General features: G+C 68.7%; 10 protein-coding genes. 5 read left to right on the top strand and 5 right to left on the bottom strand.

What is annotated here, in order from left to right; genetic code table 11:
- The first annotated feature begins 158 nt into the window (after positions 1-158).
- The 5 genes from J3486_RS07360 (at position 159) to dnaK (ending at position 6,976) form a co-directional block, all read left to right on the top strand.
- Positions 159-1,178 carry an ABC transporter permease subunit gene (locus tag J3486_RS07360; protein WP_207819706.1) on the top strand — a complete coding sequence of 340 codons (1,020 nt, stop codon included), beginning with the start codon at positions 159-161 and terminating at the stop codon, positions 1,176-1,178.
- Positions 1,175-2,101 (top strand): carbohydrate ABC transporter permease, encoded by a 927-nt coding sequence (locus J3486_RS07355; protein ID WP_207819274.1) that lies wholly within the window; start codon positions 1,175-1,177, stop codon positions 2,099-2,101. The genes J3486_RS07360 and J3486_RS07355 overlap by 4 nt, the downstream gene beginning before the upstream one ends.
- A 55-nt stretch (positions 2,102-2,156) precedes the next feature.
- A complete protein-coding gene (locus J3486_RS07350; protein ID WP_207819272.1) occupies positions 2,157-3,809 on the top strand; it encodes a hypothetical protein in 1,653 nt (550 codons plus the stop codon).
- Positions 3,806-4,987 (top strand): Gfo/Idh/MocA family protein, encoded by a 1,182-nt coding sequence (locus J3486_RS07345; RefSeq protein WP_207819270.1) that lies wholly within the window; start codon positions 3,806-3,808, stop codon positions 4,985-4,987. Before J3486_RS07350 ends, J3486_RS07345 begins: the two co-directional genes overlap by 4 nt.
- Before the next feature lie 99 nt (positions 4,988-5,086).
- The gene (gene dnaK / locus J3486_RS07340) at positions 5,087-6,976 is read left to right on the top strand and encodes a molecular chaperone DnaK (RefSeq protein WP_207819269.1); all 1,890 of its coding nucleotides are present in this window, start codon (positions 5,087-5,089) and stop codon (positions 6,974-6,976) included.
- A gap of 15 nt (positions 6,977-6,991) precedes the next feature.
- On the opposite strand, the gene J3486_RS07335 is transcribed toward dnaK, so the two are convergent.
- The 5 genes from J3486_RS07335 to J3486_RS07315 are packed head-to-tail and all read right to left on the bottom strand — an operon-like array spanning position 6,992 to position 14,516.
- On the bottom strand, positions 6,992-7,852 hold the full coding sequence (locus J3486_RS07335; RefSeq protein WP_207819267.1) for a helix-turn-helix transcriptional regulator: 861 nt from the start codon (positions 7,850-7,852) through the stop codon (positions 6,992-6,994).
- 28 nt (positions 7,853-7,880) lie between these two features.
- The gene (narI, locus tag J3486_RS07330) at positions 7,881-8,603 is read right to left on the bottom strand and encodes a respiratory nitrate reductase subunit gamma (protein WP_207819266.1); all 723 of its coding nucleotides are present in this window, start codon (positions 8,601-8,603) and stop codon (positions 7,881-7,883) included.
- Positions 8,600-9,208: a nitrate reductase molybdenum cofactor assembly chaperone gene (gene narJ, locus J3486_RS07325; protein ID WP_207819264.1), complete on the bottom strand. Its 609-nt coding sequence runs from the start codon at positions 9,206-9,208 to the stop codon at positions 8,600-8,602. The genes narI and narJ overlap by 4 nt, the downstream gene beginning before the upstream one ends.
- Positions 9,208-10,830 carry a nitrate reductase subunit beta gene (gene narH, locus J3486_RS07320; RefSeq protein WP_207819263.1) on the bottom strand — a complete coding sequence of 541 codons (1,623 nt, stop codon included), beginning with the start codon at positions 10,828-10,830 and terminating at the stop codon, positions 9,208-9,210. Before narH ends, narJ begins: the two co-directional genes overlap by 1 nt.
- Positions 10,830-14,516: a nitrate reductase subunit alpha gene (locus J3486_RS07315; protein ID WP_207819261.1), complete on the bottom strand. Its 3,687-nt coding sequence runs from the start codon at positions 14,514-14,516 to the stop codon at positions 10,830-10,832. The genes narH and J3486_RS07315 overlap by 1 nt, the downstream gene beginning before the upstream one ends.
- Between the last annotated feature and the right edge of the window lie 106 nt (positions 14,517-14,622).

Raw genomic sequence — 14,622 nt, 5'->3', positions numbered from 1 at the left:
GGGAGATCGAGCGAGGTGCACACCAGTCTCGGTGATTGAAGCTGCAAGATATGGAGCGTTTTCAAGCACCTATTGTCATCGTCGGCTTGGGTGGTGCAAGATTCAGCCAGCCTCGCGGGCCGGTGTCGGAGCCCCGCGGCCCCTCCCCGCCACCCTCGATGCCGGAGGTGTATGTGACGACGCCCGCGTCCACATCGCCCGGCCAGGTCGTACCCCGGCCGGCCGACCCCCCAGACGCACGGCAGGACCGCGGCGCCGGATCCGTCCCGCGCAAGGCCACCCTGCGTCAACGGCTGCGCCGCGACCGGATGTTGCTGCTCCTGTGCGTCCCGGGAATCCTGTACTTCGCGGTCTTCTTCTATCTGCCGCTGGCCGGCAACATCACGGCCTTCCAGGACTACCAGCCGTACCTGGGCTTCATGCACAGCCTCTGGGTCGGCATGGACAACTTCAACGCGCTGCTCCAGGAACCGGAGTTCTGGACCGCGGTGTGGAACACCCTCCAGATCAGCGCCGTGCAGCTCCTGCTCTACTTCCCGGCGCCGATCCTGCTCGCCCTGTTCCTCAACTCGCTGATCAGCACGAAGACCCGGCGTCTGATGCAGACCGTCGTCTACCTGCCGCACTTCCTGTCGTGGGTCGTCGTGGTCAGCTTCTTCCAGCAGATGTTCGGCGGCGTCGGCACGGTCAGCAGCGTGCTGAACGACCACGGCGTGCACGTCGGCAACATCATGAACAACCCCGACACGTTCATGCTCCTGCTGACCTCTGAGTCCGTCTGGAAGGACGCGGGCTGGGGAGCGATCATCTTCCTCGCCGCGATGGCCTCCATCGACACCGGGCTCTACGAGTCGGCGGCCATGGACGGCGCCGGCTGGCTGCGCCGCATGTGGCACGTGACCCTGCCGGGCATCCGCCCCGTGATGGTCATGCTGCTCATCCTGCGGCTCGGCGACATCCTCTCCGTCGGTTTCGAACAGGTCCTGCTCCAGCGGGACATGGTCGGCGCGGACGCCTCCGAGGTCCTCGACACGTACGTCTACTTCCACGGCGTCGTGGACGGCGACTGGGGCATGTCCACCGCCGCGGGACTCATGAAGGGCGTCATCGGCTTCGTCCTGATCGTCGTCGCCAACAAGGTCGCCCACCGCCTGGGTGAGCAGGGGGTCTACCAGTGAGCACCGTATTCGCCCCACGGCTGCGCAGCGGCCGTCGCCACCCGGACCGGCCCGTCTGGATGGAGCAGCCGAGCCGCGCCGGACAGACCGTCAAGCTCGTCGTCATCCTGGCGATGATCGTCGCCGTCGGATATCCGTTCCTGCTCGCGATCGGCACCAGCCTCTCCTCCAAGGCCGAACTCGCCGCGAACGGCGGCTACGTCCTCTTCCCGCACCACCCCACCCTCGAGGCCTACCGGGTGGTGCTGGCCGGCGGCGTCGTCACCCGGGCCGCCCTGGTCAGCGTCGGCGTCACCCTCATCGGCACCGCCCTCAGCCTGCTGTGCACGGTGTGTCTGGCCTACGGACTGTCCCGGCCGGGGACGTTCGCCGGCAAGCCGCTGCTGCTCGTGGTCGTCGGCACGTTCCTCTTCACGCCCGGCGTCATCCCCAGCTACCTCGTGGTGCAGGAACTCGGCCTCATCGACTCCTACGGCGCGATGGTCCTGCCGATCATGCTCAACGCCTTCAACGTCATCGTCGTACGCGCCTTCTTCCAGGGCATCCCCGACGAACTGCACGAGGCGGCCCGGCTCGACGGCGCGGGCGAACTCACCATCATGTGCCGCATCGTGCTGCCGCTGTCCAAGGCCGTCATCGCCGTCGTCGGCATGTTCTACGCCGTCACGTACTGGAACAGCTTCTTCAACGCGATGCTGTACATCAACGACTCCAACAAGCTTCCGCTGCAGGTCATCCTGCGCTCGTACGTGATCCAGGGCGACACCTTCAACGCGAAGGCGCTCGGCGTCAGCGTCCTGCCCGCGACGACGGCCCTGTCCATGGCGGTGCTGATCCTCGCCGTGCTGCCGATCGTCGTGGTCTACCCCTTCCTCCAGAAGTACTTCGTCAAGGGCGTGCTCACCGGCGCCGTCAAGGCCTGACCCTCCATCAGGTCTCGTTCCGTCCCTCCCCAGTTCACCGCTCCTTAGGAGAACCATGCCTTCCACCAGTCTGAACCGCAGAGGGTTCCTCGGCGCCGCCGGTGCGGCGGGCCTGACCGTCGCGGGCGGCGGCCTGCTCACCGCGTGCGGTGACGGGGGAGCCCAGGGCGGCGGGGCGGAGGCGTCCGCCAAGCTGAAGCTGCCGACGTACGTACCGGCGAAGGTGCCCGCGCCCGACCTGCCGGGCAACGCACAGGGCCTCGACCCGGCCTATCTGCGCTACCCCAAGGACCTCGTCAAGAGCGTGACGAAGGCTCCCGGCGACGGCAAGCCGATCACCTGTCTGACCGAGACGTTCACGACGCCGGCCCCGGCGATGAACCGCAACGGGTACTGGCAGGAACTGAACAAGCGCCTCGGCTCCGAGATGCACATGACGATCGTCAACGGCCTCGGCGCGGACAGCGTCTACCGCGAGAAGTTCAACGCCATGATCGCGGGCGGTGATCTGCCCGACCTCATGTGGTTCCCGCCCAACCAGGGCCTGAAGAACGTCCCCGACCTGCTGCGGGCCAAGTTCCACGACCTGACCCCCTACCTCTCCGGCGACGCGGTCAAGAAGTACCCGAACCTCGCGAACATCCCCGGCTACGCCTGGAAGACCGCCGTCATCAACGGCAGGATCTGGGGGTACGCGGTGCCGTACGGGCGCAGCGGCCAGGTGTACGTGGCCAACGAGAACTTCTGGAAGCCGGTCGGCGGCACCGAGTTCGAGAGCGCGCAGGACTTCTTCGACAAGGCCAAGGAACTCCTCGACACCAAGCGCAAGAAGTACGTCCTCGAACCGGCCTACGCCAACCACATCCAGCAGTTCGCGTACTGGCACGGCGCGCCGAACACCTGGCGGCTCGACGGCGGCAAGCTGACCTACTTCTTCGAGACGGAGGAGTACCTGGCGGGCATCGAGTTCGCCCTCAAGTGCCGGCAGGCGGAGCTGTTCTGGCCCGACCCGAACCTCACCACCACCCTGGAGAAGATGGAGGGCGGCTTCCTCGGCCTGCACGTCCAGTCCTTCCCCGGCTTCCTCAACGACAGCAACATGTACGACTGGCCGGAGAAGGTCGTCGTCCCCTTCGCCGCCGAGAAGGGTTCCACGCCCACCTGGTCCTACGGCTACGGCTCGGTCGGCTTCACCGCCATCAGCAACAAGGTCCCCAAGTCCCGGATCCCCACGCTCCTGAAGGTCCTCGACTACCTCAGCGCGCCCATGGGGACCGAGGAGCGGCTCTTCCTCGACAACGGCATCGAGGGCACCCACTACACCCGCTCCAGGAGCGGCGACGTCGCCCTGACCAAGAAGGGCAACGCCGAGGTGCTCACCACCCGGCAGGCCATCAATTTCTTCGGCAATGCCCCCGAGAGCCTCTACCTGCCGAACAAGCCGGACGTCACCCGCTCCATCCACGCGGCGCAGACGGAACTGATGAAGCTGGCCCAGGTCGACCCGACGATCGGCTACTTCTCCGACACCTTCGCGCAGAAGGGCGCGTCCGCCAAGGACGAGGTCTACACCGCCGTCAAGGACATCGTCGCAGGCCGCAAGCCGCTCTCCTCCTTCAAGAAGGAGGCCCTGCCCAAGTGGCGGCGTACCGCGGGTGACGCCATGCGCCACGAGTACGAGCAGGCCATCGCGAAGGGCACGAAGTGAGCGACGACCTCCGGATCGGCGTCATCGGCCTCGGCCTGCGCCGCAACCTCGCCACCGCCGCCCACCGGCCCGGCCGCGGCTCCGTCGTCGCGGCGGCGGCCGACCTCGATCCGGCCGTCCGCGCCCAGGTGCCCGAGTGGTACGAGGGCGCCGTCGCCGTCGACGACCACCGCAGGCTGCTCGACGACCCGGACATCGACGCGGTCGTCGTGGCCACGCCCGACGACACCCACGAGGCCATCGCCTGTGACGCGCTGCGCGCGGGCAAGCCCGTCTACGTGGAGAAGCCGCTCGGAATCTCCGTCGAGCAGTGCGACACGATCCTGCGTACCGCGTACGAGACCGGCACCCGCCTCTACGTGGGCCACAACATGCGTCACATGGGTGTCGTGCGCACCATGCGCGACATCATCGCCCGCGGTGACATCGGCGAGCCGAAGACCGTCTGGGTGCGGCACTTCGTCTCGTACGGCGGGGACTACTACTTCAAGGACTGGCACGCCGACCGGCGCCGCACCACCGGACTGCTGCTCCAGAAGGCGGCGCACGACATCGACGTCGTGCACTGGCTGGCCGGCGGCTACACGACCCGCGTCAACGCCCTCGGCGACCTGATGGTCTACGGCGACCTGCCGCGCCGCGCGCCGGACACCCCGCGCCCCGACGGCTGGCTGCGCGAGTTCGACTGGCCGCCCACCGAGCGCAAGGACCTGCACCACGTCGTCGACGTCGAGGACGTGTCCGTGATGAACATGCGCCTGGACAACGGCGTCATCGCCGCCTACCAGCAGTGCCACTTCAGCCCGGACTACTTCCGCAACTACACCGTCATCGGCACCGAGGGCCGCCTGGAGAACTTCGGCGACCGGCCCGGCGACGAGGTCCGCGTCTGGAACACCGGGCCGACCTCCTACCGCGCCGACGCCGACGTCGTCCACCGGGTGCCGGCCGCCACCGGCTCGCACGGCGGCGCCGACGAGAGCATCATCGGCGAGTTCTGCCGCTTCGCCCGGGAAGGTGGCGTCACCGACACCGATCCGGTGGCGGCCCGGATGAGTGTGGCCGCCGGTGCGCTGGCCACCCGCTCCCTGCGGGACGGCGGCACCCCCTACGACGTACCGCCGCTCGATCCGGCTCTGGCCGACTACTTCGCGAACGGCCAGCCCGGCGCACGGTAGCCCGCCCCCTTGACGTAGGCCCGCTCAAGTTTTGTGCTGGATACCAGGACAACCTGAGCGGGCCTTCGTATGCGATACGGGTGTGAAAGGGGACGCGTCATGGGGCGTGCGGTCGGTATCGATCTCGGGACGACGAACTCGGTGGTGGCCGTACTGGAGGGCGGTGAGCCCACGGTCATCGCCAACGCGGAGGGCGCGAGGACCACCCCCTCCGTCGTCGCCTTCGCCAGGACGTCGAACGCGGAGGTCCTCGTGGGCGAGGTCGCCAAACGGCAGGCCGTCACCAACGTCGAACGCACCGCACGTTCCGTCAAACGCCATATGGGAGAGGCCGGTTGGCACTTCCCCGACAGCGGGTCCATCGACGGGCACCGCTACAGCGCCCAGGAACTGTCCGCCCGTGTTCTGCAGAAACTCAAGCGTGACGCCGAGGCATATCTCGGCGAGGACGTCACCGACGCCGTCATCACCGTGCCCGCCTACTTCGACGACGCGCAGCGCCAGGCCACCAAGGAGGCCGGTGAGATCGCCGGCCTGAAGGTGCTGCGCATCATCAACGAGCCGACGGCCGCCGCGCTCGCGTACGGACTCGACAAGGGCGACGAGCAGACGGTGCTCGTCTTCGACCTCGGCGGCGGCACCTTCGACGTCTCCCTCCTGGAGATGGGCGAGGGCGTCATCGAGGTCAAGGCCACCAATGGCGACACCCAGCTGGGCGGTGACGACTGGGACCAGCGCGTCGTCGACCACCTCGTACGGCAGTTCAAGAACGCGTACGGCATCGACCTCGCTCAGGACAAGATGGCGCTGCAACGGCTGCGCGAGGGCGCCGAGAAGGCGAAGATCGAGCTGTCGTCGTCGAGCGAGACGAACGTGAACCTGCCGTACATCACCGCCTCCGCACAGGGTCCGCTCCATCTCGACGAGAAACTGACGCGAGCTCAGTTCCAGGAACTCACCGGGGACTTGCTCGACCGGTGCAAGAAGCCGTTCCATCAGGCCGTCAAGGACGCGGGGGTGGAGCTGTCCGCCGTCGACCATGTGATCCTCGTCGGCGGGTCCACGCGGATGCCCGCCGTCACCGAACTCGTACGCGAGCTGACCGGCAAGGCCCCGCACAAGGGCGTCAACCCGGACGAGGTCGTCGCCGTCGGCGCGACCCTCCAGGCCGGGGTCATCCGCGGTGACGTGAAGGACGTGCTGCTGCTCGACGTGACCCCGCTCTCCCTCGGCATCGAGACCAAGGGCGGCGTCATGACCAAGCTCATCGAGCGCAACACCACCATCCCCACCCGCCGTTCGGAGATCTTCACCACCGCCGCCGACAACCAGCCGTCCGTCGGCATCCAGGTCTTCCAGGGCGAGCGGGAGATCGCCGCGTACAACAGGAAGCTCGGCGTCTTCGACCTCACCGGGCTGCCGCCCGCGCCGCGCGGCGTGCCGCAGATCGAGGTCACCTTCGACATCGACGCCAACGGGATCATGCACGTCTCCGCGAAGGACCTCGCCACCGGCCGCGAGCAGAAGATGACCGTGACCGGCGGCTCCGCGCTACCCAAGACCGACATCGACCGGATGATGCGGGAGGCCGAGGAGCACGCCGAGGAGGACCGCAAACGGCGTGAGGCGGCGGAGGCCCGCAACGAGGCGGAGCAGCTCGTCTACCAGACCGAGCGGTTCCTGCGGGACAACGCCGAGCGCATCCCGGGCGGCACCAAGAGCGAAGTGGAGTCCGCCGTCGCGGAGTTGAAGACCGTCCTGAACTCCGAGTCGCCGGGCACGAGCGAGCTGCGCGAGGGCGTGCGCAAGCTGGCCACCGTCAGCCAGAAGATGGGGCAGGCCATGTACGCGCAGTCCTCCGGTGGCTCGCAGGAGCCCGAGACGCCGACCGAGGCCGCGGAAGACGTCGTGGACGCCGAGATCGTCGACGAGGAAAAACCGGAGGGCAAGGGTGACGGCAGGGGAGAGGGCAGGGGCGGCGCCGCCTGAGCCGCCGCGGCCGGGCTACAGCTCGGCCCGGAGCTTCGTCAGCAGCTCCAGCGTCCGCTCCGCGCTCGCCGCCTGCGCCGCCAGGTGGTCCAGGACCTCCAGGTGCATGCCCACCTCTTCCCGCGCGTCGAGGTACAGGGCACCGGTCACGTACTCGCTGAACACCATGTCCGGCAGCTCCCGCACCGGGAACCGGAACAGGGTGAAGGGCCCGTACGTGGCCGGGTGCGGGCCCGACGCGAACTCGGCCAGCTGGAGCGTCACATGCGGCATCCCGGCCGCCTCGATCAGCCGGTCCAGCTGACCGCGCAGCACCGCGGGGCCGCCGGGCGGCCTGCGCAGCACCGTCTCGTCCATCACGGCCCACAGATGCGGCGCGTCCTCGCGCGTGAGCAGCGACTGGCGGGCCATGCGCAGGGAGACGTGTCGCTCGATGTCGGCGGGCCTGGCACGGCCCACCGTGCCGGCGTCGAAGACCGCGCGGGCGTACTCCTCGGTCTGCAACAGGCCGGGGACGAAGTGCGGTTCGTAGGAGCGGATCATCTCGGCCGCGCCCTCAAGGCTCACGTACAGGCTGAACCACTCGGGCAGCACGTCGTGGTAGCGCTGCCACCAGCCGGGCAGGTTCGCCTCCTCGGCGAGCGCCACGAACGCCTCGATCTCCCGTTCGTCGACCTCGTACAGCTCCAGGAGCATCTGCACGTACGGGATCTTGAGGGCGACCTCGGCGGTCTCCATCCGGCGGATCGTGGCCGCGGTGACGTGCAGCGCGCGGGCCGCGTCGTCGCGTTTGAGGTCCCTGGCCTCGCGCAGATCGCGCAGGCGTCTGCCCAGGACGACCTGGCCCACGGTGGGGGCGGGCCGACGTTCACTCACCTTTCCACGCCCCCCAAGGGTTCAGGAATCAGGAGCCAGTGCGCTCCCACCCCCGTCGTTCCGGCCGCGCGGTCAGACGCCGCGGGTCGCGGCTGCGGTAGACCACGTAGGGACGGAACAGGTACTGCACCGGCGCGCTGAACATATGCACGAGCCGGGTGAACGGTACCAGCGCGATGAGTGACATGCCCACTACCGCGTGAATCTGGTAGAGCACGGGCACCCCGTGCATCAGATCGATGTCGGGGCGCAGCGTGAACAGGCTCCGCGACCAGGGGCCGATGGTCTCGCGGTAGTTGTAGCCGTTGCCCGACGCGTGCGTGAGCTTGGCGACCATGCCGAGCACGATCGCGCCGAGCAGGACCACGTACATCAGCTTGTCGTTGCGGGTCGTCGCCCGGAACACCGGGGCCTTGAAGCGGCGCCGGTACAGCAGCATCAGGATGCCGCAGACCGTGAGGACGCCCGCGAACGTGCCGCCGATCAGCGAGAACATGTGGTACGTGTGCTCGCTGACGCCCACGTTCTCCGTCCACGACATCGGGATGAACAGACCGACGAGATGGCCGACGAGGACGAACAGGATGCCGTAGTGGAAGACCGGCGAGGCGATGTTCAGCAGCTTCGACTCGTAGACCTGCGAGGAGCGGGTCGTCCAGCCGAACTTGTCGTAGCGGTAGCGCCAGATCGTGCCCGCGATCAGCAGCACGAAGACGACGTAGGGCAGGACGCCCCAGATGAGGGTGGTCACGGGGCGTGCTCCCTTTCCTTGTGGGGTTCCAGCTCCAGCAGGGGCAGGGTCCCGAAGGGTTCGAGGCCCACTTCCTCGCGGGGCGGGCCCGAGCGGGCCAGCGCGAGGGCTGCGGCGCGGTCCTTGGGGGAGGCGCCGGGCAGCGCCGCGCACACGGCTTCGAGCACGGTCGCGTACGGCGTGCCGTGCTCGGTGAGGGCGAGGCGGAGCAGCTCGATGCCGCTGCGGTGGTCCTCCAGCAGGAACGGTCCCGCCTGCGCCGAGAACTCCAGCACCGCCGGAAGGTAGTCCGGCAGTTCCTCGCCGGTGAACTCCAGGCCGTGCTCCCGGTAGATCTCCTTCATCTCCACCAGCGACATGCCGCGCCTGCGGGTGTCGCCGTCGCGCCACCACGTCAGATACAGGCTGTGCCGGTTCTTGAAGTCGAAGACCTGGACGTAGTGCGCGGAGAGATCGGGCAGCGGTGTCGACTCCGCGTGGTCGACGAACGGGGCCAGCCGGGGCGCCGCGGCGCGGATCAGCGGCAGCCGCTCGTACAGCTCCTCGTCCGGGTACGTGAGACAGAGCGCCGCCGCCTGGAAGAGGAGCGAGGTGCGGTCCGTCATCAGGTCTCCTCGGGCTGGTCGGCGGTCTGACGGTTCTTGGTGAGGTGGAACGTCTCCACGGAGACGACCGGCAGCAGCTTGCGGCCGCCGCTGGTGCTCGAACCGGAGTCGCCGCCGAAGGGGCCCTCGCCGCCCATGCCCGGCCCGTCCGCGTAGTCGAGCGAGCAGGAGTCGGGCAGCGCCGACTCCTCCAGGCGCTGGGCGTCGCCGACGGCCGCGGTCGGGATGACGTAGCGGTCCTCGTACTTGGCGATGGCGAGCAGCCGGTACATCTCCTCGATCTGCACGGCGTCCATGCCGACGCGCTCGGCGATCGAAGCGTCGGGCAGATCACCGAGGTTGATGGCCCGCATGTGCGAGCGCATCGCCGCGAGCTTTTCGAGGGAGGAGCGGACCGGGCCGACGTCGCCCGCCGTGAAGATCTCCGCCAGGTACTCCAGCGGGATGCGCAGGGTGTCGATCGCGCCGAAGAGATTGCCGGCGTCCTCGCCGTCGTGGCCGGTCTCGGTGAGCGCGTCGACGACGGGGGAGAGCGGCGGGATGTACCAGACCATCGGCATCGTCCGGTACTCGGGATGCAGCGGAAGCGCCACCTTGTACTTGCTGATCAGCGCGTGGACGGGGGAGCGGCGGGCCGCCTCCACCCAGTCGTAGGGGATGCCCGCCTCCTCGGCGGCGCGCCGCACGGCCGGGTCCTCCGGGTCGAGAAAGACACCCAACTGCGCCTCGTAGAGGGCCTTGTCGTCCTTCGTCTCGGCCGCGGCCGTCACCTTGTCGGCGTCGTAGAGGATGACGCCGAGATAGCGGAGCCGGCCCACGCACGTCTCGGAGCAGACCGTCGGCAGGCCGACCTCGACGCGCGGGTAGCACATCGTGCACTTCTCGGCCTTGCCGGTGCGGTGGTTGAAGTACACCTTCTTGTACGGGCATCCGGTCACGCACATCCGCCAGCCGCGGCAGTTGTCCTGGTCGACGAGGACGATGCCGTCCTCCTCGCGCTTGTACATCGCGCCGGACGGGCAGGACGCCACGCACGCCGGGTTGAGACAGTGCTCGCAGATCCGCGGCAGATAGAACATGAAGGTCTGCTCGAACGCGAACTTCACCTTGTCGGAAGCCTCTTGGCCCTGCCGGCGCGCCTTCTCCACCATCGGGTCGAGCTCGCCGTACTGCGCCGCGCCGCCGAGGTTGTCGTCCCAGTTCGACGACCACTCGATCTTCATCGGCTTGCCGGTGATCTGCGAGCGCGGCTGCGCCACCGGGTAGTCGTCGCCGAGCGGGGCGTCGGTCAGGTTCTTGTAGTCGTACGTCCAGGGCTCGTAGTAGTCCTTGATCTCCGGCAGCTTCGGGTTGGAGAAGATGCCGGCGAGCTTCTTGAACCGGCCGCCGCCCTTGAGCTTGAGCGCGCCCTTCTTGTTGAGCTCCCAGCCGCCGCGCCACTTGTCCTGGTCCTCGTAGCGGCGCGGATAGCCCTGCCCGGGGCGCGTCTCGACGTTGTTGAACCAGACGTACTCCATGCCGCCCCGGTTGGTCCACGCCTGCTTGCAGGTGACAGAGCAGGTGTGGCAGCCGATGCACTTGTCGAGGTTCATGACCATCGCGATCTGAGCCATGATGCGCATCAGTACTGGACCTCCTGGGAACGGCGCCGGATGACGGTGACCTCGTCGCGCTGGTTGCCCGTCGGGCCGAGGTAGTTGAACGCCCAGCTCAACTGGGCGTATCCGCCGATGAGATGGGACGGTTTCAGGATCAGCCGGGTCAGCGAGTTGTGGATGCCGCCGCGCCTGCCGGTCGTCTCCGCCTTCGGCACGTTCACCGTGCGCTCCTGCGCGTGGTGCATGTAGACCGTGCCGGCCGGCATCCGGTGCGAGACGATCGCGCGGGCCACCACCACACCGTTGCGGTTGACCGCCTCGATCCAGTCGTTGTCCTTCACGCCGATCGAGTCGGCGTCCTGCGGGGACATCCAGATGGACTGGCCGCCGCGGGACAGCGCCAGCATGAACAGGTTGTCCTGGTACTCGGAGTGGATGGACCACTTGTTGTGCGGCGTGAGGTAACGGACCGTCACCTCTTTCTCGCCGTCCGGGCCGAGGGCCGGCTCGCCGAAGAGCCGGTTCATGTCGAGCGGCGGCCGGTACACGGGCAGCGCCTCGCCCAGCTCGTGCATCCAGTCGTGGTCGATGAAGAAGTGCTGGCGCCCGGTGAGGGTGTGCCAGGGCTTCAGATGCTCGGTGTTGAGCGTGAAGGCCGTGTAGCGCCGGCCCCCGGACTCGCTGCCGGACCACTCCGGCGACGTGATCACCGGCACGGGCGCGGCCTGGGTGTCCGCGTACGTGACGCGCTTGCCCTCGTGCTCGGCGGAGAGATGCGCCATCTCCTGTCCGGTACGGGCTTCGAGGGTGTGGAAGCCCTGGGTGGCGAGGCGCCCGTTGGTGGTGCCGGACAGCGCGAGGATGGTGTTCGCCGCCTTGACGGCGGTGTCGAGCAGTGGGCGCCCGTCAGCGGGGCCGCCGCGCACGACACCGTTCAACTCCCGTAGATACGCGACCTCTTGGTCGGGCTTGAGGGTGATGCCCTTGGCGGGCAGACCCAGCTTCTCGACCAGCGGGCCGAGCGAGGTGAACTTCGCGCCGATCGCGGTGTAGTCCCGTTCGACCAGGACGAGGTTCGGCATCGTCCTGCCGGGCACCGGCTCGCACTCGCCCTTGCGCCAGTCGAGGACGACGCCGCCGGGCTGCGCGATCTCGCCCGGGGTGTCGTGCTGCAGCGGCGCCGCCACCAGGTCCGTGCGGGTGCCCAGATGGTCGACGGCGAGCTCGCTGAGCTTCTCCGCGAGCGCCTTGAACGTGTCGAAGTCGGTGCGGGCCTGCCACGGCGGGTCCACGGCCGGCGTGAACGAGTGCACATAGGGGTGCATGTCCGTCGACGACAGGTCGTGCTTCTCGTACCAGGTCGCGGCGGGCAGCACGACGTCGGACAGGAGCGTCGACGACGTCTGGCGGAAGTCGAGGGAGAGCAGCAGGTCGAGCTTGCCCTCGGGGGCCTCGTCGCGCCAGGTGACCGTCGTCGGCCGCTCCTCGGGCGAAGCCTCCTCGGCCCGCAGGGAGGAATGGGTGCCGAGGAGGTGCTTGGTGAAGTACTCGGCGCCCTTCGCGGAGGAGCCGAGCAGATTGGCCCGCCACAGGGTCAGGACGCGCGGCCAGTTCTCGGGCGCGTCCGGGTCCTCGCAGGCGAACTTGAGGGTGCCGGCCTTGAGTTCGGATACCGTCTCCTCGACGCTCTGCTGTCCCAGGTCGAGCGAGCTGCGGTCGAACGTCGGGTACGACGGCATCCAGCCCGAACGGGCCGAAAGGGCGAGGCAGTCGGCGCCCGTCATCCCCTCGAAGGCGCCCTTGCCGAGCGGCGACGCGAGCACGTCGGCGCCGAACTTGTCGTAGCGCCATTGGTCGGTGTTGGTGAACCAGTACGCGGCGCCGATCATCTGCCGCGGCGGCCGTGACCAGTCGTTGGCGGAGGCGAGCGACGCCCAGCCGGTGACCGGACGGCACTTCTCCTGGCCGACGTAGTGCGCCCAGCCGCCGCCGTTCCTGCCCTGGCAGCCGGTGAGCTGGAGCAGCGAGAGGAACCCGCGGTAGATGGTCTCCGAGTGGAACCAGTGGTTCGTGCCGGCGCCCATCAGGATCATGCAGCGCCCGCGCGACTTCTCGGCGGTGGCCGCGAACTCCCGGGCGATCTTGATGCACTTGGCGGCGGGTACGGAGGTGTGGGCTTCCTGCCAGCCCGGTGTGCCCGGAGAGTCCCCGTCCTCGTACGACGACGGCCACTCGCCGGGCAGGCCGTCGCGCCCGACGCCGTACTGGGCGAGCAGCAGGTCGAAGACCGTGGTGACCAGCGGTCCACCGGGGCCGCCGAGCCGCGTCGCCGGCACCCCGCGCCGCACCGTGTCGCCGCGCCCCTGTCCGTGCGTGCCGCCGTCGGTGTCGAAGCGCGGGAGCAGCACCTCGACGCCGCCCGCCACCGCACTGCCGTGCAGGCTCAACTGCGGCTTGATGCTGCCCAGTTCGAGGTTCCACTTGCCCGCGCCCGAATCCGTCCAGCGAAAGCCCAGCGAGCCGTTCGGGACGACGGGCTGCCCGGTCGCCTCGTCGAGCACGGCCGTCTTCCACTCGGCGCCCTCGCCGCTCTGCCCGAGGTCGCTGGCGCGCAGGAACTTCGACGGCACGAACGCGCCGTCCCGCTCCTCCAGCGTGACCAGGAACGGCAGATCCGTGAACTTCTTGACGTAGTCGGTGAAGAACGGCGTCTCGCGATCGACGAAGAACTCCTTGAGGATCACGTGCCCCATCGCGAGGGCGAGCGCGCCGTCCGTGCCGGGGTGCGGGTGCAGCCACTCGTCGGCGAACTTCGCGTTGTCCGCGTAGTCCGGCGCGACCACCACGACCTTCTGGCCGCGGTAGCGTGCCTCCGCCATCCAGTGCGCGTCGGGGGTCCGCGTGACGGGGACGTTCGAGCCCCACATCATCAGATACGCCGCGTCCCACCAGTCACCCGACTCGGGGACGTCCGTCTGGTCGCCGAACACCTGCGGCGAGGCGACGGGCAGATCCGCGTACCAGTCGTAGAACGACAGCATCGGCGCGCCGATCAGCGACATGAAACGGGCCCCCGCCGCGTGCGACACCATCGACATCGCGGGGATGGGGGAGAAGCCGGCGACCCGGTCGGGACCGTACGTCTTGATGGTGTGGACGTGCGCGGCGGCCACGATCTCCACGGCCTCGTCCCACGTCGCCCGCACCAACCCGCCCTTGCCGCGCGCCCGTTGGTACCGGCGGCGGCGCTCGGGATCGTTCTGGATGTCGGCCCAGGCGAGCACCGGGTCCTTCAGGCGGGCCTTCGCCTCGCGGTACAGCTCCAGGAGCACCCCGCGGATGTACGGATAGCGCACGCGCGTCGGCGAGTACGTGTACCAGGAGAACGCGGCGCCGCGCGGACAGCCGCGCGGTTCGTACTCGGGACGGTCCGGACCCACGCTCGGATAGTCCGTCTGCTGGGTCTCCCAGGTGATGATGCCGTCCTTGACGTACACCTTCCACCGGCACGACCCGGTGCAGTTCACCCCGTGGGTCGAGTTCACGACCTTGTCGTGACTCCACCGGTCCCGGTAGAAGACGTCCCCGTCGCGCCCGCCCTCGATCCGCACACTGTGCAGGTCCTCGGCGGCCGTCCCACGCCGGAAGAACCGGCCGGCCTTCAACAGCGCCGCCGCCGGCTCGGCCGGGGCGTCCGTCGTGTCAGTCACCGTCTGCTCCCTCGGTATCCGTCCTTCGCACGGTAGGGGTACAGCCCGGTGAGCGCCGTTGGGCAGGGGCCGTTCGGGTACCGGGAAGGGGCAGGTGGGGCGGGGG

It is taken from the genome of Streptomyces sp. VRA16 Mangrove soil (assembly GCF_017377775.1).
In the GTDB taxonomy this organism is placed as follows: Bacteria; Actinomycetota; Actinomycetes; order Streptomycetales; family Streptomycetaceae; genus Streptomyces.
The sequence above is the reverse complement of the archived record's forward strand: the minus strand, read 5'-3'. Positions and strand labels throughout refer to the sequence as shown.